Raw genomic sequence first — 19,939 nt, 5'->3', positions numbered from 1 at the left:
CTCCCTCTCGGGCGCCCGGCGACAACCAGCGGTCTTTGGCTTCGGCCAGATTAGCCGGACGCGTCCGCGAGGTGCAAATCGCCCTCGGACGGAGCAACCCCGGAGCGCTCAGCGGGCCAGCGGGGAGACCGTCCGCACGCCGGTGTCCGCGGTGTCCGTCTCGGCCGGCGCCTGCGCCGAGAGCAGGGCGCCGGCCAGGTCGGTGTAGAGCACCGAGTCGTCCGCCCGGCCGCTGTCCCCGCTGCCGGTGCGCTGGAGCCGCACCAGCTGGTCCTTGTCGTTGAGCCAGAGGTCCAGAGTGAGCAAGAGCGAACCGCCGGGGGCGAGCGCGGCCCGCAGGCCGTCACGGCGGGCCTGGGGCAGCTGGGTCTGGGCGGCCGCGTACCGCTCGGCGTTGGTGGTGACCCGGTAGTGCTCGACGGTCGAGTCCTCGTACTTCTCCTCGCCGACGAAGGCGGGGTCCGTCCCGTCGGCGGTGGCCGCGGCCAGCGCCTCCACCGGGTTCAGCAGGTCGATCAGCCCGGCGTACGGGATCTCCTTGCGGCCGTCCGGGTCCGGCGGGACGGTGAAGCGCTCCCAGTGCCTGCCGCCCTGCCGGGCCGCGGTGGCCGCGTCGCCGCCCTGGTAGGCGACGGTGTCCACCACGATCAGCTGCTCGGCGTCGGCCGGGGTGGAGCGCTTGACCTGCAGCGCCGTCTTCGGCTGCCAGAACAGCGGGCCGGATCCGGCGTCCGCGCCGAGCCGGTAGCTGACCTTGGCCCGGCGGGCGGTCTGCATGGCCAGCTGGGCGGAGAGCAGCACGCCGTGCGGGGAGCGGTCGGTCGGCTTGGCCGCGGAGGCGGTCGGCGACGCGCTGGTCGGGGTCGGGCTGCCGGACGCCGCGGCCGTGCCGTCGGCTCCCCCGCCGCAGCCGCTCAGCCCACTCGCCAGCAGGGCGACGGCGGCCACTGCCGCCAACCGCTGCCGTCCCGCCACGTCCGTTCCCTTCCTCACCCTGCTCCGTCCGACGACGGCCCTCGTCCCGCCACCTTGCCACCCGTAACCGGCCCGCGCGGTGGCGGCCCCCTCAGCGGTCGGGCCCGGCCGGCCGGATCCACCGGGTCGGCCGAGCCGCGGCCGTGCGCGCCGGTCGGCCGGTGGCGCCCTCCTCCGGGCTCCGCGGGCTCGGTGGACGCCACCACGTCGGACGGCTCCGGGTGGTGGCGGTCACCGGGACGGCGTGGTCCGGGTGGGCGATGGCCGGATCAGCTGCCGAGCAGCTTGAGGAGCTCGGCCTGGTCTCCGAGGTCGGCGGCGGCGGGCGCCGTGATCGCGGCAGCCTTGCCGAGGTCCGAGTAGGTGACCGTGACGGCCTCCTTCGCACCGTTCGTGTCGCCGTACTCCTGGTACTGGACGAGCTCCTGCTTGGCGTTCAGCCAGAAGTCGAAGGTGAGGGTCTTGCCGTCCTCCTCCAGCGTCTTCTGGACGGCCTTGCGCTGCTCCTCGGGGAGCCCCGACATCCCGGCCACCAGGGTGGAGGTCTCCTCGACCGCCCGCAGGTGGGTGGTCGGGGTGCCCTTCAGGTCCTCCTGGCCGACCTTGGTCGGCTTGCCGCCCTGGGCCGCGACGGTGAGCAGGACGACCGGGTTCAGCATCTGGCCCGCCGCCCGGAAGCCGTCCCCGGCCTCGTTCCCGGCGGGCAGCTTCACCCAGTGCTTTCCGCCCAGGACCGCGGCCGCGTCGTCGCCGCCAAGGTAGGCGTCCGGCCCGACCACCCGGATCCGGAGCTTCTTGCCCCCCATGTCGCCGACCAGGTCCACGGCGGCCTTGGCCGGGTCCTTCCAGTCGGCGTCGCCGGTGCCGCCGCCCTTGGCGTCGTCCGGGGCGACCATGGTGACCTTGCCGTTGCCGGCCTTCTGCATGACCAGCGCGGAGGCGGCCAGCGCCGCCTTCGGGTCCCCGGTCAACGCCGCCGCGATCGGGTCGCCGCCCTTGGCGTCGCCGGCCTTGGCGTCGTTGCCGCCCTTGCTGCTGCAGGCGGTGACCGCACCGAGCAGGACGACCGTCGTCGCGACGGCCGAGGCGAGGCGCACAGCGCGCATGAAGTCCCCCGTGAAGATCATCGTCGACCCGGACAGGAGCCGGTTCCCGGCTCTTCCCAGGTCTCTCCCAGTCATTCCCAGCCGGACTCTAACGGATCTCCCGAGCCGTCACTCACCGGATTTCGGGCATCCCGTCAGCCGTCCGCGGCGGGCGACGCGTCGCCCGTCCCGGAGGACGGGACGTCCGTCGTGGTCACGGTGGTTCCGGCGGTGCCCCGGACCGTCTCGCGCAGTCTCATCAGCCGCTCGCCGGGCCCCACCCAGACGTCGAAGCCGATCGTCGTGACCCCGCGCTGGCGGTACCAGTCGACCGCGGCCGCGCGCCGCTGCGGGCTCGACTCCCGGTCCGCGCCGAAGAATCCGTCCACCGACACGGTGCCCTGGTAGTGCGCGACGGTCGTGCCGGCCAGCTGCTCGCCGCCGAGCGATCCGAGCGGGACGGCTTGGGCGATCGCGTAGGCGCGGCTGCCCGGGTCGGTGACCAGCGCGGTCGTCCAGCCGCCCGCGTAGCCGTCCGGATCGGGGCCGGCCGTCGGGTCCAGCGACTCGGCGCCGGCCCGGTCGGCGTGCTTGGCCGCGCCGCCCTGGTAGACGAGGTCGATCGCGCCGTTCCGCGACGTCAGCTGCCCGGTGCCCGCCTCGTCGGTGACGGTCAGCGCGGCCTCGTCCCGGGGGCCCCAGACCAGCGTGCCGCTCGCGGTGCGGCGCCCCTCGGGCCCCTCCCGCTCCACCTCGATCCGGGCACCGCCGGCGTCGTCCAGGGCCTGCGCGGCCGAGAGCACCACCTGCTTGGGCGGCAGGGCCGTGGGGACGCCGGGCGTGCCGGTGTCCGGTACGGCCAGCAGGCTGCAGCCGGTGCCGGCGCCGAGCAGCAGCAGGACGGCCGCCAGGGCGGCGGAGCGGGGGGCTGGCGGCACGGCACACTCCGTCGGTCGCGGGCTCTCCACATGATCTGACCGGCAGAGCGTACGACGGTTCGTGCATGCGTTCCCATCCGGGCAGGTCCCGGCCCGGCAGCCGCTCCCGTCGCACCCCCGACCCCGGCCCCAGGAGCGGCTCCGACCGCGGGAACGACGACGGGCCCGCACCCCCGGTGAAGGGGGTGCGGGCCCGTCGTACGGACTGCTCTAGAGCGCTGGGGCTCAGACCGCGGCCGGGTCCTCCTCGACGAGGAGGTTGCGGGTGCGGTTCGGGTCCACCTGGATGCCGGGGCCCATGGTGGTCGAGAACGCGGTCTTCTTGATGTAGCGGCCCTTGGCGGCGGACGGCTTGGCGCGGAGCACCTCGTCCAGCGCGGCGGCGTAGTTCTCGACCAGCTGCTCGTCGGTGAAGGAGGCCTTACCGATGATGAAGTGCAGGTTCGAGTGCTTGTCGACGCGGAACTCGATCTTGCCGCCCTTGATGTCGTTGACAGCCTTGGCGACGTCCGGGGTCACGGTGCCGGTCTTCGGGTTCGGCATCAGACCACGGGGGCCGAGCACGCGGCCCAGGCGGCCGACCTTGCCCATGAGGTCCGGGGTGGCGACGACGGCGTCGAAGTCCAGCTTGCCCTTCGCGACCTCGTCGATCAGCTCGTCGGCACCGACGATGTCGGCACCCGCAGCACGCGCGGCCTCGGCACGCTCGCCGGTCGCGAAGACCAGGACCCGAGCGGTCTTACCGGTGCCGTGCGGGAGGATCACGGTGCTGCGGACCATCTGGTCGGCCTTGCGCGGGTCGACGCCCAGACGCATGGCGACCTCAACGGTGCCGTCGAACTTGGTGGTGCTGGTCGCCTTGGCGAGGCGGACAGCCTCAAGGGGGGCGTAAAGGCGCTCGCGGTCGACCTTGGCGTCCGCGGCCTTCAGAGCCTTGCTGCGCTTCACTGCTGCTCCTGAATGGTGATTGGAGTTGTGGTGTCTCGGGCCTGCGCAGGCCCTACCACAGGGAACGAGAAGGGGATCAGCCCTCGACCGTGATGCCCATCGACCGGGCGGTGCCGGCGATGATCTTCTCCGCGGCGTCCAGGTCGTTGGCGTTCAGGTCGGGCATCTTGGTGGTGGCGATGTCGCGGACCTGGGCGCTGGTGAGCTTCGCGACCTTGGTCTTGTGCGGCTCGCTGGAGCCCTTCTCGATACCGGCGGCCTTCAGGATGAGGCGCGCGGCCGGCGGCGTCTTCGTGATGAAGGTGAAGGAACGGTCCTCGTAGACCGTGATCTCCACCGGCACGATCATGCCGCGCTGCGACTCGGTCGCAGCGTTGTAGGCCTTGCAGAACTCCATGATGTTGACGCCGTGCTGACCCAGCGCGGGGCCGACCGGCGGCGCCGGGTTGGCCGCGCCGGCGTTGATCTGGAGCTTGATAAGCCCCGTGACCTTCTTCTTCTTGGGAGGCATGTCTCTCCGGGTCCTTCCGAGAGGTGATTGCTGGTGCGTGCGGAACCGGGGCGACACCCGGCCGCCAGCACACACATCGGACCAGGCTAACGCGTCCGCGCCGCTGGACCAAAACGGATCCGGGGCAGGGCCCTCGGCCCCGCCCCGGATCCGAAGACCGTATGACTAGTTCTTCTGGATCTGGTCGAAGGAGAGCTCGACCGGGGTCTCCCGGCCGAAGATCTCGACCAGGCCCTTGACCTTCTTCGAGTCGGGGTTGATCTCGTTGATGGTCGCCTGCAGGGTCGCGAACGGGCCGTCGGTGACGGTGACCGAGTCGCCGACCTCGAAGTCCAGCACCTGGATCTCGCTGGGCTTGACCGGCGAGGGCTTGCCGGCCTCCTTGGCCGCCTGGCGCTCGACGTCGGGGGCGAGCATCTTGACGACCTCGTCCAGCGTCAGCGGGTACGGGTCGTAGGCGTTGCCGACGAAGCCGGTGACACCCGGGGTGTTGCGCACGACGCCCCAGGACTCCGGGGTGAGGTCCATGCGCACCAGGACGTAGCCGGGGAGCTTGTTCTGGCGGATGGTCTTGCGGTCGCCGTTCTTGATCTGGACGACCTCCTCCTGCGGCACCTCGGCCTGGAAGATGTACTCCTCGACGTTCAGCGAGACGGCGCGCTGCTCCAGGTTCTGCTTCACCCGGTTCTCGTAGCCGGCGTAGGTGTGGATCACGTACCACTCGCCCGGCATGAAGCGCAGGTCCTCGCGGAACTTGGCGACCGGGTCGACCTCCTCGGCCTCCTCGGACTCCTCGGCCTCCTCGACCTCGGTCTCCTCGGCGGCGGCCTCGACGGCGGCCTCGACGGCGGCCTCGACGTCGCCCTCCTCGTGCAGCGCGGCCTCCTCGGCGGGCTCGCCGGCCTCGGCCTCGTCGTACGCCTCGACCTCGTCCTCGTCGCTGTCCGCGGCGTCCACGATCTGCTCGGCGGACTCGACGTCGTCAGCCAGCTCGGCCGCGTCCAGCTCGGCGGCGACATCCGCCTCGCGGACGGTCTCGTCGGCGTCGTACAGGGGGGACTCAGACACGGTGGCTGCTTCTTTCCTGGAGATGGTGAAGGTGGCGCGCTCCGGAACCGGACCCGGCGCGCTGCCGCTCGCGCGGGCGCCTGGATGAGGCCTCGGAGACTTCAACAGTACCGAGTCAACGGTAACGGCGCGTACGACCTCCGCCGACAGCTCGACCCGGGCCGAAGGTCGGCCCGGGTCGGGAGGTTGTTTCGAAGGTGGTCGGCTGCGTCAGCCGAAGATCCAGAGGCTCAGCTTGGAGAAGCCGTAGTCCAGACCGGCCACGAAGGCCATCACGACGACGACGAACACGACCACGACGGTGGTGTAGTTGGTGAGCTCGCTCCGGGTGGGCCAGACCACCTTGCGCAGTTCGGCGATGATCTGGCGGTAGAACAGCGCCATGCGGGCGAACAGGCCCTTCTTGGCCCGCTTGCCGGACTTCTTGTCGCCCGAGCGGTTGGCCCGCTTGCGGTCGCGGCGCGAGAGCGCCTTCTCCTCGCCCTCGGCAGGCGTGGTCCCGGCAGCGCCGTCGGCACCCTCGGGGTTGCCGCTCTCAGGCGTTGCGGTGGAGCCCGTGGTCTCCGTCACTCGTCCTCACCTGAATCCGGGTCCTGCCGGACCGTCGCCGCGCACCCTAGATGGAGCACGACCGGCCGGCTTAGCGGTGCTGATCGGTGCCATCTCCGCATCAAGCCCGCTCGCTCTGTGGAGCGAACGGGCTAAGTGCGGATCTAGCAGCAGGGCAAGAGGGACTCGAACCCCCAACCGCCGGTTTTGGAGACCGGTGCTCTACCAATTGAGCTATTGCCCTACGGTGCCTCGCGGCTCCGGTGGCGACCAACCTACCGCATCTCTCCCCGCTGTCTGCACAGGCGGTTCAAGCTCCGGTCTTTTTCGGCGGGCCGTCGAGCAGCGAGTGTACGTGGTCGAGGGGCGTTTGGTCGAACCTCTTCTTCCGGGACGATCGATCGCCCGGCGGATGTCCGGTCCGGCGGGGCGCCCGCCGACGGATCGCCGGGCGCCGGGATCCGGACGGAGCCGTACGGATACTGGAACCGCGCTGCCCGGTCCGTCCCGGTTCTGCGACGATGCAGGCATGAGCGCTTCCACCCCGCAGCCCGACCAGTCCATCCGCCCCGCCGACCGCCGGGTCTCCGCCCGGATCGGCGCGATCGCCGAGTCCGCGACCCTCGCCGTGGACGCCAAGGCCAAGGCTCTCAAGGCCGCCGGCCGCCCGGTCATCGGCTTCGGTGCCGGCGAGCCCGACTTCCCCACGCCGGACTACATCGTCGAGGCCGCCGTCGAGGCCTGCCGCGACCCGAAGAACCACCGGTACACCCCGGCGGGTGGCCTGCCCGAGCTGAAGGCCGCGATCGCCGCCAAGACGCTGCGCGACTCCGGCTACGAGGTGGACGCCTCCCAGGTACTGGTCACCAACGGTGGCAAGCAGGCGATCTACGAGGCCTTCGCCGCGATCCTGGACCCGGGCGACGAGGTCATCGTCCCGGCCCCGTACTGGACCACCTACCCGGAGTCGATCCAGCTGGCCGGCGGCGTCGCGGTGGAGGTCGTGGCCGACGAGACCACCGGCTACAAGGTCTCGGTCGAGCAGCTGGAGGCCGCCCGCACCGAGAACACCAAGGTGGTGCTGTTCGTCTCGCCGTCCAACCCGACCGGCGCGGTGTACACCCGGGCCGAGGCCGAGGCGATCGGCCGCTGGGCGCTGGAGCACGGCCTGTGGGTGCTCACCGACGAGATCTACGAGCACCTGGTCTACGGCGGCGCCGAGTTCACCTCGCTGCCGGCCCTGCTGCCCGAGCTGGCCGACAAGTGCATCGTGGTCAACGGTGTCGCCAAGACCTACGCGATGACCGGCTGGCGGGTGGGCTGGGTGATCGGCCCCAAGGACGTCATCAAGGCCGCGACCAACCTGCAGTCGCACGCCACCTCGAACGTCTCCAACGTCGCCCAGCGCGCCGCGATCGCCGCCGTCGCGGGCGACCTCTCGGCCGTGCACGAGATGCGCACCGCCTTCGACCGCCGCCGCCAGACCATCGTGAAGATGCTCAACGAGATCGACGGCGTCGTCTGCCCCGAGCCGCAGGGCGCGTTCTACGCGTACCCGTCGGTCAAGGGCCTGCTGGGCAAGGAGATCCGCGGCAAGCGCCCGCAGACCTCCGCCGAGCTGGCGGGTCTGATCCTGGACGAGGTCGAGGTCGCCGCCGTCCCCGGTGAGGCCTTCGGCACCCCCGGCTACCTGCGGTTCTCCTACGCGCTCGGCGACAACGACCTGGTCGAGGGCATCAGCCGGATCCAGAAGCTGCTGGCCGAGGCCCGCGACTGACGTCAAGCAGACATTCGGGATTCACCCGGCACACCGCCCTCTTTCACCCCTTCGGGGGACGAAAAGAGGGCGGTTCCCGTTCTGGGGCCGCATACGGCAGTATCGGTGAATGGAACGCCTGTTGAACCCGCGAGACGTCAGGGGCCTCCCGAAGGCCCACCTGCACCTGCACTTCACCGGCTCGATGCGACCCGCCACGCTGCTGGAGCTGGCCGACAAGCACGGCGTCCGGCTGCCGGAGGCACTGAGTTCCGGCGAACCGCCCAGGCTGCGGGCCACCGACGAGCGCGGCTGGTTCCGCTTCCAGCGCCTGTACGACACCGCCCGCTCGGTGCTGCGGGACGAGACTGACATCCGCCGGCTGGTCCTGGAGACCGCGCAGGACGAGCGGCGGGACGGCTCCCGCTGGCTGGAGATCCAGGTCGACCCGACCTCGTACGCACCCCGGCTCGGCGGGCTGATCCCGGCGCTGGAGCTGATCCTGGACGCGGTGGACCAGGCCGCCCGGGCCACCGGAGTGGGCATCCGGGTGCTGGTCGCGGCCAACCGGATGAAGTCCCCGATGGACGCCCGGACGCTGGCCCGGCTGGCCGTCCGCTACGCCGACCACGGGGTGGTCGGCTTCGGCCTCTCCAACGACGAGCGCCGCGGCCTCGCCCGGGACTTCGACCGGGCCTTCGCGATCGCCCGCAAGGGCGGCCTGCTGGCCGCCCCGCACGGCGGGGAGCTGGCCGGCCCGGAGTCCGTCCGGGACTGCCTGGACGACCTGGACGCCGGCCGGATCGGCCACGGCGTCCGGGCCGCCGAGGACCCGCGGCTGATGGAGCGGCTGGCGGCCCGGCAGATCACCTGCGAGGTGTGCCCGTCCTCCAACGTCTCGCTCGGCGTCTACGAGAGCCCCGAGGAGGTCCCGCTGCGCAAGCTCTTCGACGCCGGGGTGCCGCTGGCGCTGGGCGCGGACGACCCGCTGCTGTTCGGCAGCCGACTGGCCGCCCAGTACGACCTGGCCCGGGACGTCCTGGGCTTCGACGACGCCGAACTCGCCGAGCTGGCACGGCAGTCGGTGCGCGGCTCGGTCGCGCCGGAGGCCGTCCGCAAGGAGCTGCTGGCGGACATCGACGCCTGGCTGGCGAACGGGCACGCCCCCGCGGACGCGCCCGTCACCGCCGCCGCGGCACCCTAGGCGCGCGCCGGCGGAGCACGCCGCGCAGCGCGGCCGGAGCGCCGTGCTAGAGCGCGACGCCCACCATCACCGGCTCGTTCACCAGCTCCACCCCGAAGGCCTCGCGGACCCCGTCCCGGATCTCCCGGGCCAGGGCCAGCAGGTCCTCGGCGGTGGCCGAGCCGCGGTTGGTGAGCGCCAGGGTGTGCTTGGTGGAGAGGGTCGCCGGGCCGCTGCCGTAGCCCTTGCCGAAGCCGGCCTTGTCGATCAGCCAGGCCGCCGAGGTCTTGGTGCAGCCCTCCGGGGCCGGGTAGGCGGGGGCGTTCTCGGTGCCCGGGCGGGTCCGGAAGGACTCGTACTGCGCGGCCGTGAGCACCGGGTTGGTGAAGAAGGAACCCGCCGACCAGGTGTCGTGGTCCGCCGGGTCCAGCACCATGCCCTTGCCGGCCCGCAGCCCCAGCACCGCCTCGAAGGCCTCGGCCAGCGGCACCCGCTCGTCCTGTCCGACCCCGAAGTGCTTGGCCACCTCGGCGTACTTGACCGGGCTGGAGAGGCCGGCGTGGTCCGCCAGGGCGAACCGGACCCGCAGCACCACGTAGCGGTCCGGATCGGCCTTGAACCGGCTGTGCCGGTAGGAGAACGCGCACTCGTCGTTCGAGAGCGTGACCACCTCGTCGGCGGTGCGGTCGTAGACGACCACCTCGGTGATCGTCTGGGCGACCTCCTGGCCGTACGCGCCGACGTTCTGCACCGGGGTGGCGCCGGCCGAGCCGGGGATGCCGGCCAGGAACTCGATGCCGGCCAGGCCGTGCTCGCGCACCGCCCGGGCGACCGCCTCCGACCACACCTCGCCGGCCGCCAGCTCCAGCACGGTGCCGTCCACGGCGAAACCGGCGGTGGCGATCCGCAGCACGGTGCCGGGGAAGCCGGCGTCGCCGATCACCAGGTTGGAGCCGCCGCCGAGGACCAGCAGCGGCTCGCCGGCCGCGTCGGCCTCGCGGACGGCGGCGATCACCTCGTCGTCGGTGTGGGCGGTCACCAGGCGGCGGGCCGGGCCGCCGAGCCGGAGCGTGGTCAGCGGGGCGAGGGGGGCGTCGTTTTCTACCAGCACGCCCACCAGCGTACGGGGGGAAGAGCGGCCCCCCGGCCGCCCTTCCCCCGCCCCGGTCCGGTGCGGGTCCGCCACCGGCTCAGACCCGGGCCGCCCCGGCCCGGTCCGCCGCCGGCTGCCCGTCGGCGGCCCGGCCCGCGACCGCGGCCCCGGCCCCGCGCCGGCGCGGGATGAGCGCCGCGGCGAACGCCCCGGCCCCGACGGCCGACGCGCCGACGTACAGGGCGGGCACCAGCCCGTCCGCGAAGGACCGGGCCGACTCGTAGCCGCCCTGCGCCGAGAAGACCGCCGAGAGCACGGCGACGCCGAGCGCCCCGCCGACCTCGCGCAGCGCGTTGTTGGCGCCGGAGGCGATGCCCTGCTCCTTGGGCCGGACGCTCGCCATCACCAGCTGGGCGGTCGGGCCGAAGTACAGCGACATCCCGATCCCGCAGATCACGATGACCGGGACCTGCGCGGCGTAGTCGAAGCCGCCGCCGTCCGCGACGAGGCCGAACAGCGCGAGGCCGATCGCCTGGAGCGCCAGCCCGGCCACCACGATCGGCCGGCCGCCGATCCGGTCGGAGACGATGCCCGCGATCGGCGAGACCAGCAGCGGCATCGCCGTCCAGGGCAGCATCCGGATGCCGGCCTCCTGCGGGCTGTAGCCGCCGACCCCCTGGAGGTACTGGCTGATCAGGAAGATCGAGCCGAACATCCCGAGGTACATCAGCAGGCTGGCGGCGTTGACGGCCGAGAAGGTGCGGCTGCGGAAGAGCCGCATCGGCAGCATCGGGTGGGCGGCCACGCGCTGCTCGTACCGGACGAAGGCGGCCAGCAGCACGACGCCGCCGATCAGGGCGCCGAGGACCAGCGGGCTGGTCCAGCCGTCCGGGTTGCCGCGGATCAGGCCGAGCACCACCCCGAACATCCCCAGGCTGACCAGCGCCGTTCCGGGCACGTCCAAGGCTCCGTCCGCCCCGCGGCTCTCGCCGAGCCGGCGGAAGGCCAGCGGCAGCAGGACGAGGCCGACCGGGACGTTCACCCAGAAGATCCACTGCCAGGAGAAGTGCTCGGTCAGCGAGCCGCCGATCAGCGGTCCGGCGGCGACGGCGAGGCCGCTGACGCCCGACCAGATGCCGAAGGCCAGCCCCCGCTTGGCCTCGGGCACGGCCGCGGTGAGCAGGGTGAGGGTGAGCGGCATCATCACCGCGGCTCCGACGCCCTGGACCGCCCGGGCGGCGATCAGCTCGCCGATCTCCGGGGAGAGGGCGGCCCCGGCGGAGCCTGCCGTGAAGATCGCCAGGCCGACCAGGAAGATCCTCCGGCGGCCGAAGCGGTCGCCGAGGGCGGCGCCGAACATCAGCAGCACGGCGAAGCTCAGGGTGTAGGCGCTGACCGTCCATTCGAGGTCGGACAGCCCGCCGCCGAGCTCCTCGCGGATCGACGGCAGTGCGGTGGTGACCACCAGGTTGTCCAGGGCGGCCATGAAGCCGGCCGCGCTGACGATCACCAGGGTCCAGATCGCGGTCCTGCCGAGGACCGGTTTCTCCGTCATGACTTCCCCCAGGTTCCTCTCGGGTGTTCCAGGAGTCTCAGGTAGTTATCGCTCAATAACTTTCGGGGGCCGAAAAGAGGCCGCACGGATGCCACCGTGCGGCCCACCTACTCGGCCTTGTCGCACTTGTCGTCGAAACCGGTCCAGATCCGGTGTTCCGGCGGGAAGCCCAGGGCCACCAGGGTGTTGATCAGCATCCCGTGCGCGAAGAACTGCGTGGTGTCCCGCATGTCGCCGCCGATCCGGATCCTGACCCGCTCGAACAGGCCCTCCCACAGCCGCCGGGCGCTCTCCCCGATCTCCTCCTCGCCGGACGCCCTGGCCGCGAACACCGAGACGTAGAGCTGCATCTGCATCATGAGCTGGTCACGGTCCTCGACCAGCCCCATGTACGCCCCGGACATCGCCTCGGCGGCCGCCTCACCGGTCAGACCGGCCGAGGCCTCGTCGAAGACCCGCCAGGTCTCCTCCACGCAGCGTTCGGCGGCCGCCTCGAAGATGGCCTGCTTGCCCGGGAACAGCCTGAACAGGTACGGCTGCGAGACGCCCACCCGGCGGGCGATCGCCTCGGTGGAGGTGCCCCGGTAGCCACCCCGGGCGAACTCGATCATCGCGGCACGGACGACGCTCTCGCGCCGCTCCTCCGCACTCATCCTCATGCTCGACCTCGCCATGCTTCAAAGTTAGTGGCCAATCACTATCTTCGCAAGGCCCGCGACCGCGGCCCGGTTCCGCCGGACGGCTCCCGGGCGCGGCCCGGCCGGTCGAGCGAACGCCCGACCGGCCCGCAGCCCCGGACCGGCCGGTCGTCAGACCAGCCGGACGACCGCCTTGGACATCCCGAGGACCTTCTGCCCGCCCGTGGTGGCCAGCAGGTCGACCTGCACCCTGCGGTCGTCCAGCTTCTTGGCGACCTTGGCCGAGACCTCGACCACCGCGCCGACCCCGTCGTTGGGCACCGGCACCGGACGGGTGAACCGCACGCCGTACTCGACCACCGCGGCCGGGTCGCCGACCCAGTCGGTGACCACCCGGATCGCCTCGGCCATGGTGAACATGCCGTGTGCGATGACGTCGGGCAGGCCGACCTCCAGGGCGAACTTCTCGTTCCAGTGGATCGGGTTGAAGTCGCCCGAGGCGCCCGCGTAGCGCACCAGTGTGTCGCGGGTCACCGGGAACGTCTGCGCCGGCAGCTCGGTGCCGACCTCGACCTCGTCGTAGCTGATCGCCATCGCGCTCACTCCCCCGCCTCGTCGGCGGCCCGGGCCACCAGGGTCATGACCGACGTCACCACGTGCTCGCCGGTCGCGTCCGTCACCTCGCCGCGCACGGTGAGCACGTCGTTGCCCGCGAGCGACTTGATGTTGTCGATGGTCACCGCGACCGACAGCCGGTCCCCGGCCCGCACCGGGCGGGTGTAGGCGAACTTCTGGTCGCCGTGCACCACCCGGGTGAAGTCCAGGCCCAGCTCCGGGTCCTCGACGACCTGGCCGGCCGCACGGTAGGTGACCACGAACGGGAAGGTCGGCGGGGCGATCACGTCCGGGTGGCCCAGCGCCTTCGCCGCCTCCGCGTCGGTGTACGCCGGGTTGGCGTCACCGATCGCGATCGCGAACTCGCGGATCTTCTCCCGGCCGACCTCGTACGGCTCGGTGGGCGGGTAGCTACGCCCGATGAAGGAGGGGTCGAGCGCCATGGCAGCTCCTGGGATCACGGGTGGACACGAAGCGGACGGATACGGAAAAGACTCCGGGCCGCACCCCCCGTGAGGGATGCGGCCCGGAGTCGAAGACCTGAATTCACACAGGCCCGATGCCCTACGACGAGGTCAGCGGGTCTCGCGGTGCGCGGTGTGCGAGTTGCAGCGGGGGCAGTGCTTCTTCATCTCAAGACGGTCCGGGTCGTTACGCCGGTTCTTCTTGGTGATGTAGTTCCGCTCCTTGCACTCCACGCAGGCCAGCGTGATCTTCGGGCGGACGTCGGTGGCAGCCACGGGAGTGCCTTCCTTGGACAACGAATAAGAACACAACAAGAGTAGCCGACCGGGAGTGCGATCTCCCGACCGACTACGCGGGGTAGCGGTGACCGGACTTGAACCGGTGACACAGCGATTATGAGCCGCTTGCTCTACCAACTGAGCTACACCGCCACAGTGATCCGCAGCACAGCCGAAACTGACTGCTTCTCACCAGAGCCCCCATGCGGAATCGAACCGCAGACCTTCTCCTTACCATGGAGACGCTCTACCGACTGAGCTATAGGGGCGAACGAGGAAGAGATTACACGTTTCGCGCCCGGAGGTGAAATCCGTATCCCGCGGCGAAGACCGCAGGTGGGCGAGGTGCACGGACGAGCGATCCAAGGCAGGTCGTTCGATCGGCCTCCGAGGCGCGCGGCCCGACCCGATACGACTATTGCCCGCCTCCCGGCACCCCGCCCCCGCGCGCCATAGGCTCGACGCTCATTGATCGGGATCGACTGGCCGACCGCACGGTCCGGCGCGAGAAGGAGCCGGCGATGGACAGCGCAGCCGCCGACGGGCCGCACCACGGGCCCGGCCCGGCGGCCAACCCGCTCGGGCACGGCCCCGTCCTGCTGCTCACCGGCGCCCGGCTCGCCGACGGGCGGGTGGTGGACGTCCGGATCAGCGGCGACCGGATCCAGGCCGTCGGCACCGTCGGCAGCCTCGGCCCGCTGCCCGCCCTGCCCGGCGCGCCCACCGTGACCACCGGCGCCCGGATCGACCTCAAGGGCTACCTGCTGCTCCCGGCCCCCGCCGAGGCGCACGCCCACTACGACGCGGCCTTCTCCGCCGCCCTGCCCGCCCCGCCCCCGGACACCCAGACCGACCTCACCCGCCGGGTCACCGAGGCCGCGCTCACCTCGCTCGGCTACGGCGCCACCGCCCAGCGCACCCACGTCCGGATCGGCGACGTGCACGGGCTGCGCCCGCTGGAGGCGGTGCTCACCGCCCGGCAGGCACTGCGCGGGCTGGCCGACCTGCAGGCGGTCGCGATGCCCCGGCTGCTCACCGGGCGGGCCGGTGCGGACGGCCGGGCGCAGCTGCGCGAGGCGCTCAAGCTGGGCGCCACGGCGGCCGGCGGCTGCCCGGAGCTGGACCCGGACCCGTCCGGCTACGTGGAGCTGCTGCTGGAGGCCGCCCGGGAGGCCGACTGCCCGGTGGACCTGCACACCTCGGCCGCCGACGGGGCCCAACTCGCCCGGCTGGCGGGCGCCTTGGCACCGCTGAGGCCACGGGTGACGCTCGGGCCGTGCGGTGCGCTGCCGCGTGGCGCGTCCACGGTGCTGGCGACCAGCGGGGTGCGGGTGGTCTGTCTGCCGCAGAACGGCGGCTGCACCGGCCTGGAGGGCCGGCCTTCCGGCCTGCGGCCGGGCCTGCTGCGGGAGTTGGCGGCGGCCCGGGTGCCGCTGGCGGCGGGCAGCGGGGCCCTGCGCGACCCGTCCAACCCGGTCGGCCGGGCGGATCCGCTCGCGTGCGCCTATCTGCTGGCGGCGAGTGGGGAGTTGACGCCGGAGGCGGCGTACGACGCGGTGGCGAACCAGGCCCGGGCGGCGCTCGGGCTGGCGCCGGTCCGGGTGGACGCCGGGTTCCCTGCGGAGCTGCTGGCGGTGCGCGGGGACAGCCTGGCCGGGGCGCTCTCGGGCGGGCACAGCCGGCTGGTGGTGCACAGCGGCCGGGTGGTCAGCCGGACCAGCGCGGTACGGGAGTTCGCGGACACCGTGGCGCTGGCGCTGCCCCGGCAGTCCGGGAGCGCCGAGGGCTGAGCGACGGCCGGGGTCCGGCGCCCAGGGCGCGTAGGACACGAACAAAAAGGGGCGCGCGACGGTTTGTCGCGCGCCCCTCCCCCACCTGCTGGCCGTCAGTTCGACGGCGGCGCGAGCGGCCCCAGGCTTCCCCCACACGGAGCAGGGCCCGCTCGGTTCGGTACCGACGCTACGCCCACGGAGCACCGCCGCCTCCCGCCTTGACGCTCTCCTGTCGGCACGCGGACCGCTCTTGACACCCCGTTGACGCCCGGCGGTTCTTTCCTACGGCACGTACCGGTACCCGATGCCCGGCTCGGTGATCAGGTGCCGCGGCCGGGCCGGGTCCCGCTCCAGCTTGCGGCGCAGCCCGGCGAGGTAGACCCGCAGGTAGTTGCCGCGCCCCTCCTGAGCCGGGCCCCACACCTCGCGCAGGATCTGCCGGCCGGGCACCAGCCGGCCGGGATTGGCGAGCAGCAGGGCGAGGATCCGCCACTCGGTCGGGGTGAGACGCACCGTGCCGTCGGGGCCGTTCACCGTGGTGGCCGCGAGGTCCACGGTGTGGTCGCCGATCACCGGCCGGACCGGCTGGACGCCGCCCAGCGGCCGGCGCAGCACCGCGCGTAACCGGGCCAGCAGTTCGTCCATCAGGAACGGCTTGGTCAGGTAGTCGTCGGCGCCCGCGTCGAGGGCGCCGACCTTGTCCGCGGCGTCGCTCCGGCCGGAGAGCACGATGATCGGCATCGCGCTGTGGGTGCGCAGGCCGCGCAGCACGTCCATCCCGTCGAGGTCGGGCAGGCCGAGGTCGAGCAGGACGGCGTCCGGGAGCGAGTGCGCGGCGCGGTCGAGCGCCTCGCCGCCGCTGGCCGCGGTGCGGACGGCGTACTGCCGGGCGCTGAGGTTGATCCTCAAGGTGCGCAGCAGGGCCGGTTCGTCGTCGACGATCAGGATCTCACTCATGCGGCGCCTCCTCCTCGGGGCCGACGGGCTCGGTGGTGACGGGCTCGGGGGTGACGGGCTCGGCGGCGGCGGGCAGGGTGAGCAGCATGGTGGTGCCGCCGCCGGGGGTGTCCTCGACCTCCAGGCTGCCGCCCATGGCCTCGGCGAGGCCGCGGGAGAGCGCGAGGCCGAGGCCGACGCCGGTGGTGTTGTCGGTGTCGCCGAGGCGCTGGAAGGGCAGGAAGACCCGGTCGCGGTCCTCGGGGGCGATGCCGGGGCCGCGGTCGATCACCCGGACCTCGACCTGGTCGGCGTGGTGGCTGGCGGTGACCAGGACGGGCGCGCCGGGGGCGTTGTGGCGCAGCGCGTTGGTGATCACGTTGGCGAGCACGCGTTCCAGCAGGGGCGGGTCGGCGAGCACCGCCGGGGCGGTGTCGAGGTCGAGCGGCTGGATCGGCGCGTACGGGTCGGTGAGGCTGTCGAGCGCGCGGGGCAGGACCTCGTCGAGGTGGGTCTCGGTGAGGTGGAGGGTGAGCGCGCCGGCCTGGAGGCGGCTCATGTCGAGCAGGTTGTCGACCAGACGGGTGAGCTTGACCAGCGACTCGTCGGCGGTGGCGAGCAGTTCGGCCTGGTCCTCGGGCGAGAACTCGACGTCGGGGCTGCGCAGCGAGCCGACCGAGGCGCGGGCGGCGGCGAGCGGGGTGCGCAGGTCGTGGCTGACGGCGGCGAGCAGGGCGGTGCGCATCCGGTCGGCGGCCTTGATCGGTTCGACCTCGGCGGCGACCACGGCGAGCCGGTCGCGTTCCAGGGCGGCGGCGACGTGCGCGGCGAAGGCGGTGAGCACGCGCTGGTCGGCGGCGGGCAGCCGGCGGCCGGTGAGGACCAGGACGGCGTCCGGGCCGACCGGGACCTCGGTGGTCTCGTGCGGGCCGTCGCCGTCGCCCGGGTGCTCGTCCGCGCAGTGCGCGAGCACCTCGCCGTCGGCCCGGGAGAGCAGGGCGACGGCCCGCATGCCGAAGGCCGTCCGGGACTTCTCCAGCAGGGCGGGCAGCGCGTCGGCGCCGCGCAGCACGCTGCCCGCCAGGGTGGAGAGGGTCTCGGCCTCGGCGGTGGCCCGGGCGGCCCGGGCGGTGAGCCGGCCGGCGTGGTCGACGACGGTGGAGACGGTGAGCGCGATGGCGGCGAAGACCACCAGGGCCACGATGTTGTTGGTCTCGCCGATGGTCAGGCTGTGGATCGGCGGGATGAAGTAGTAGTTCAGCAGCACCGAGGCGAAGAGCGCGGCCACCAGGGCGGACACGGCGCCGCCGAGCAGGGCCACGATGACCACGCCGAGCTGGAAGATCAGCGCGTCGGTGGTGAGGTTGATCCGGTGGTGCGCCTGGGAGAGCAGGGCGGTGAGCAGCCAGGGCAGGACGAAGCCGGCCGCGTAGCCGACGACGGTGCGGCGCCTGGAGTGGCGGCGGCCGAGCGAGGGCAGCCGGCCGCGGCCGGTGAACTCGTGGGTGACCATGTGGACGTCGATGTCCTCGGAGGCGTCCACGGTGGTCTCGCCGATGCCGGGGCCGGTGAGGAAGCGGTTGATCCGGCCGCGGCGGCTGGTGCCGAGGACCAGCTGGGTGGCGTGGTGGGCGCGGGCGAAGGCGAGCAGCGCGGTGGGGATGTCGTCGCCGACGACCACGTGGTAGCTGCCGCCGAGATCCTCGACCAGCTGTCGCTGCTGGGCGAGCGCGCCGGAGGAGGCGCCGGCCAGGCCGTCGCTGCGGGTGACGTGGACGGCCAGAAGGTCGCCGCCCGCCGTCCGGTCGGCGATCCGGGCGGCGCGGCGGATCAGGGTCTCGCCCTCGGGGCCGCCGGTGAGGGCGACCACGACGCGTTCGCGGGTCTCCCAGACCCGGTCGATGTTGTGGCTGGCCCGGTAGTCGCGCAGGCCCTCGTCGACCCGCCCGGCGACCCAGAGCAGGGCGAGTTCGCGCAGGGCGGTGAGGTTGCCGACCCGGAAGTAGTTCGAGAGTGCGGCATCCACCTTCTCCGCCTTGTAGACGTTGCCGTGGGCCATCCGGCGGCGCAGGGCCTGCGGGGCCATGTCGACGAGCTCGATCTGGTCGGCCCGGCGGACCACCTCGTCCGGGACGGTCTCGCGCTGCGGGATGCCGGTGATCTTCCGGACGACGTCGTTCAGCGATTCCAGGTGCTGGATGTTCACCGTGGTGATGACGTCGATCCCGGCGGCGAGCAGTTCCTCGACGTCCTGCCAGCGCTTGGCGTGCCGGCCGCCGGGGATGTTGGTGTGCGCCAGCTCGTCGACCAGGACGACGGACGGGCGGCGGGCGAGCGCGGCGTCGAGGTCCATCTCCTCGAACTCGGCGTCCCGGTAGGAGCGGTGGACCCTCGGCAGGACCTCCAGGCCCGCGAGCATGCCCTCGGTGTGGCGTCTGCCGTGGCACTCGATGTACCCGACCACGACGTCGGACCCGCGGTCCCGTCTGCGCCGGGCCTCGTCCAGCATCCGGTAGGTCTTGCCGACCCCCGGCGCGGAGCCGAGGTACACCCTCAGCCGGCCGCGGCGGACGCCGGAGCCGGGGGTGAGGTCGCGGGCCATGGGCACTGCTCTTTCCATCGGATCGGACGTGGTGGACGTCTGCGGACACGGGTCGGCCGGCCCGGGCGCGGGAGGCGTCCTCCCGTGCCCGGGCCGGCCCGGTCACCCGCTCGTGTGGGGTGATGTCACTTCTGCTCGCTGAGCGCCTTGTTGAGCAGCACGACGTTGACGCCGTCCTGTCCGAGGAAGCCGAGCGAACGGCTCTCGGTGTACTTGTCGACCAGCTGGTTCAGTTTGTCGGCCGGCAGGCCGCGTTCCCTGGCGACCCGGTTGACCTGCTCCTTGGCGTAGGCCACGGAGATGTGCGGGTCGAGGCCGGAGCCGGAGGCGGTCAGCGCGTCGGCCGGGACGCTCGCCGGGTCGACGCCGTCGAACGCGGCGACGGCGGCGCGGCGGTCGTTGACGGCCTTCAGCAGGTCGTCGCTGTTCGGGCCCTGGTTGGAGGCGCCCGACGAGGAGGCGTCGTAGCCGGTCCCGGCGGCGGAGGGGCGGGGCTGGAACCACTTCGGGTCCGGCTTGGCCTCCTCCTTCGGATCGTCCGGGTTCACCTTGGGGAGGTTGAAGTTCTGGCCGATCAGGCTGGAGCCGACCTCCTTGCCGTCGACCTTCACGATCGAGCCGTCGGCCTTCTCACTGAACGCGACCTGGCTGATCCCGGTCACCAGCAGCGGGTAGGCGACTCCGAGGATCACCGTCAGGACCAACAGGATCCGCAGTGCGGTGAAGTGCGTGCGCACGGTGGTGGGCAGGGGCTTGGACATCGGATTCTCCTCTCTCAGCTCAGGCCGGGGATGAACTGGACGATCAGGTCGATCAGCTTGATGCCGACGAACGGCACCACCAGGCCGCCGAAGCCGTAGATCCCGATGTTGCGGCGCAGCAGGGAACTGGCGTCGGACGGGCGGTACTTCACGCCGCGCAGGGCGAGCGGGATCAGGCCGATGATGACCAGGGCGTTGAAGATGATCGCCG

Annotated in this window: 20 protein-coding genes and 3 tRNA genes; 3 read left to right on the top strand and 20 right to left on the bottom strand. The window is 72.4% G+C overall.

Annotation, left to right across the window (positions count from 1 at the left end; genetic code table 11):
• Positions 1-108: 108 nt before the first annotated feature.
• The 8 genes from ACIGG8_RS18350 to ACIGG8_RS18315 form a co-directional block, all read right to left on the bottom strand.
• Positions 109-975 (bottom strand): hypothetical protein, encoded by an 867-nt coding sequence (locus ACIGG8_RS18350; RefSeq protein ID WP_396549143.1) that lies wholly within the window; start codon positions 973-975, stop codon positions 109-111.
• A gap of 269 nt (positions 976-1,244) precedes the next feature.
• Positions 1,245-2,081: a hypothetical protein gene (locus tag ACIGG8_RS18345; protein ID WP_396549141.1), complete on the bottom strand. Its 837-nt coding sequence runs from the start codon at positions 2,079-2,081 to the stop codon at positions 1,245-1,247.
• A gap of 134 nt (positions 2,082-2,215) precedes the next feature.
• Positions 2,216-2,998 (bottom strand): hypothetical protein, encoded by a 783-nt coding sequence (locus ACIGG8_RS18340; RefSeq protein ID WP_396549139.1) that lies wholly within the window; start codon positions 2,996-2,998, stop codon positions 2,216-2,218.
• Positions 2,999-3,223: 225 nt separating this feature from the next.
• The gene (rplA, locus tag ACIGG8_RS18335) at positions 3,224-3,946 is read right to left on the bottom strand and encodes a 50S ribosomal protein L1 (protein ID WP_030290441.1); all 723 of its coding nucleotides are present in this window, start codon (positions 3,944-3,946) and stop codon (positions 3,224-3,226) included.
• 76 nt (positions 3,947-4,022) lie between these two features.
• Positions 4,023-4,457 (bottom strand): 50S ribosomal protein L11, encoded by a 435-nt coding sequence (rplK, locus tag ACIGG8_RS18330; RefSeq protein WP_030232334.1) that lies wholly within the window; start codon positions 4,455-4,457, stop codon positions 4,023-4,025.
• A gap of 165 nt (positions 4,458-4,622) precedes the next feature.
• A complete protein-coding gene (gene nusG, locus ACIGG8_RS18325) occupies positions 4,623-5,525 on the bottom strand; it encodes a transcription termination/antitermination protein NusG (RefSeq protein WP_396549137.1) in 903 nt (300 codons plus the stop codon).
• Positions 5,526-5,735: 210 nt separating this feature from the next.
• Positions 5,736-6,095, bottom strand: a complete 360-nt coding sequence (gene secE, locus ACIGG8_RS18320; RefSeq protein WP_350519872.1) for a preprotein translocase subunit SecE — start codon at positions 6,093-6,095, stop codon at positions 5,736-5,738.
• Positions 6,096-6,245: 150 nt separating this feature from the next.
• Positions 6,246-6,318: transfer RNA gene (locus ACIGG8_RS18315), tRNA-Trp, on the bottom strand.
• Between the two features lie 285 nt (positions 6,319-6,603).
• On the opposite strand from ACIGG8_RS18315, the gene ACIGG8_RS18310 reads away from it, so the two are divergent.
• Both ACIGG8_RS18310 and ACIGG8_RS18305 read left to right on the top strand, forming a co-directional pair.
• Positions 6,604-7,851: a pyridoxal phosphate-dependent aminotransferase gene (locus ACIGG8_RS18310; protein ID WP_396549136.1), complete on the top strand. Its 1,248-nt coding sequence runs from the start codon at positions 6,604-6,606 to the stop codon at positions 7,849-7,851.
• 109 nt (positions 7,852-7,960) lie between these two features.
• Complete coding sequence (locus ACIGG8_RS18305; RefSeq protein WP_350519870.1) at positions 7,961-9,034, top strand: adenosine deaminase; 1,074 nt, start codon at positions 7,961-7,963, stop codon at positions 9,032-9,034.
• A 46-nt stretch (positions 9,035-9,080) separates the two neighbouring features.
• On the opposite strand, the gene ACIGG8_RS18300 is transcribed toward ACIGG8_RS18305, so the two are convergent.
• The 8 genes from ACIGG8_RS18300 to ACIGG8_RS18265 form a co-directional block, all read right to left on the bottom strand.
• The gene (locus ACIGG8_RS18300) at positions 9,081-10,124 is read right to left on the bottom strand and encodes a UDP-N-acetylmuramate dehydrogenase (protein WP_396549134.1); all 1,044 of its coding nucleotides are present in this window, start codon (positions 10,122-10,124) and stop codon (positions 9,081-9,083) included.
• 79 nt (positions 10,125-10,203) lie between these two features.
• A complete protein-coding gene (locus ACIGG8_RS18295) occupies positions 10,204-11,661 on the bottom strand; it encodes an MFS transporter (RefSeq protein WP_396549133.1) in 1,458 nt (485 codons plus the stop codon).
• A 107-nt stretch (positions 11,662-11,768) separates the two neighbouring features.
• A complete protein-coding gene (locus ACIGG8_RS18290; RefSeq protein WP_396549131.1) occupies positions 11,769-12,335 on the bottom strand; it encodes a TetR/AcrR family transcriptional regulator in 567 nt (188 codons plus the stop codon).
• 135 nt (positions 12,336-12,470) lie between these two features.
• Positions 12,471-12,893 (bottom strand): MaoC family dehydratase, encoded by a 423-nt coding sequence (locus ACIGG8_RS18285; protein WP_396549130.1) that lies wholly within the window; start codon positions 12,891-12,893, stop codon positions 12,471-12,473.
• A 5-nt stretch (positions 12,894-12,898) separates the two neighbouring features.
• Complete coding sequence (locus ACIGG8_RS18280) at positions 12,899-13,357, bottom strand: MaoC family dehydratase N-terminal domain-containing protein (protein ID WP_396549128.1); 459 nt, start codon at positions 13,355-13,357, stop codon at positions 12,899-12,901.
• 132 nt (positions 13,358-13,489) lie between these two features.
• Positions 13,490-13,654, bottom strand: coding sequence for a 50S ribosomal protein L33 (rpmG, locus tag ACIGG8_RS18275; protein WP_006604855.1), 165 nt, complete (start codon positions 13,652-13,654; stop codon positions 13,490-13,492).
• A gap of 83 nt (positions 13,655-13,737) precedes the next feature.
• Positions 13,738-13,810: transfer RNA gene (locus ACIGG8_RS18270), tRNA-Met, on the bottom strand.
• 43 nt (positions 13,811-13,853) lie between these two features.
• A tRNA-Thr gene (locus ACIGG8_RS18265) sits at positions 13,854-13,926 on the bottom strand.
• Positions 13,927-14,178: 252 nt separating this feature from the next.
• Here ACIGG8_RS18265 and ACIGG8_RS18260 point away from each other — a divergent pair.
• Complete coding sequence (locus tag ACIGG8_RS18260) at positions 14,179-15,447, top strand: hydrolase (RefSeq protein ID WP_396549126.1); 1,269 nt, start codon at positions 14,179-14,181, stop codon at positions 15,445-15,447.
• Between the two features lie 264 nt (positions 15,448-15,711).
• On the opposite strand, the gene ACIGG8_RS18255 is transcribed toward ACIGG8_RS18260, so the two are convergent.
• The 4 genes from ACIGG8_RS18255 to ACIGG8_RS18240 all read right to left on the bottom strand — a co-directional run.
• Positions 15,712-16,386, bottom strand: coding sequence for a response regulator (locus tag ACIGG8_RS18255; protein WP_350519863.1), 675 nt, complete (start codon positions 16,384-16,386; stop codon positions 15,712-15,714).
• The gene (locus ACIGG8_RS18250) at positions 16,379-18,967 is read right to left on the bottom strand and encodes an ATP-binding protein (RefSeq protein ID WP_396549124.1); all 2,589 of its coding nucleotides are present in this window, start codon (positions 18,965-18,967) and stop codon (positions 16,379-16,381) included. Before ACIGG8_RS18250 ends, ACIGG8_RS18255 begins: the two co-directional genes overlap by 8 nt.
• Positions 18,968-19,092: 125 nt before the next feature.
• Positions 19,093-19,728: a potassium-transporting ATPase subunit KdpC gene (gene kdpC, locus ACIGG8_RS18245; protein ID WP_396549122.1), complete on the bottom strand. Its 636-nt coding sequence runs from the start codon at positions 19,726-19,728 to the stop codon at positions 19,093-19,095.
• Between the two features lie 14 nt (positions 19,729-19,742).
• A partial coding sequence (locus ACIGG8_RS18240) for a hypothetical protein (protein ID WP_396549120.1) occupies positions 19,743-19,939 on the bottom strand: 197 nt, incomplete at its 5' end.

The sequence above is a fragment of the Kitasatospora sp. NPDC085464 genome (assembly GCF_044541955.1).
In the GTDB taxonomy this organism is placed as follows: Bacteria; Actinomycetota; Actinomycetes; order Streptomycetales; family Streptomycetaceae; genus Kitasatospora.
Note: the sequence above shows the minus strand (reverse complement) of the source record. Positions and strands in the feature narration are given on the sequence as shown.

Coding starts and splice junctions, on each gene's coding strand:
- ACIGG8_RS18345 (WP_396549141.1), bottom strand. CDS start 2,081: ATGCGCGCTGTGCGCCTCGCCTCGGCCGTCGCGACGACGGTCGTCCTG.
- rplK (WP_030232334.1), bottom strand. CDS start 4,457: ATGCCTCCCAAGAAGAAGAAGGTCACGGGGCTTATCAAGCTCCAGATC.
- ACIGG8_RS18310 (WP_396549136.1), top strand. CDS start 6,604: ATGAGCGCTTCCACCCCGCAGCCCGACCAGTCCATCCGCCCCGCCGAC.
- ACIGG8_RS18305 (WP_350519870.1), top strand. CDS start 7,961: ATGGAACGCCTGTTGAACCCGCGAGACGTCAGGGGCCTCCCGAAGGCC.
- ACIGG8_RS18295 (WP_396549133.1), bottom strand. CDS start 11,661: ATGACGGAGAAACCGGTCCTCGGCAGGACCGCGATCTGGACCCTGGTG.
- ACIGG8_RS18290 (WP_396549131.1), bottom strand. CDS start 12,335: ATGGCGAGGTCGAGCATGAGGATGAGTGCGGAGGAGCGGCGCGAGAGC.
- ACIGG8_RS18285 (WP_396549130.1), bottom strand. CDS start 12,893: ATGGCGATCAGCTACGACGAGGTCGAGGTCGGCACCGAGCTGCCGGCG.
- ACIGG8_RS18280 (WP_396549128.1), bottom strand. CDS start 13,357: ATGGCGCTCGACCCCTCCTTCATCGGGCGTAGCTACCCGCCCACCGAG.
- ACIGG8_RS18260 (WP_396549126.1), top strand. CDS start 14,179: ATGGACAGCGCAGCCGCCGACGGGCCGCACCACGGGCCCGGCCCGGCG.
- ACIGG8_RS18255 (WP_350519863.1), bottom strand. CDS start 16,386: ATGAGTGAGATCCTGATCGTCGACGACGAACCGGCCCTGCTGCGCACC.
- ACIGG8_RS18250 (WP_396549124.1), bottom strand. CDS start 18,967: ATGGCCCGCGACCTCACCCCCGGCTCCGGCGTCCGCCGCGGCCGGCTG.
- kdpC (WP_396549122.1), bottom strand. CDS start 19,728: ATGTCCAAGCCCCTGCCCACCACCGTGCGCACGCACTTCACCGCACTG.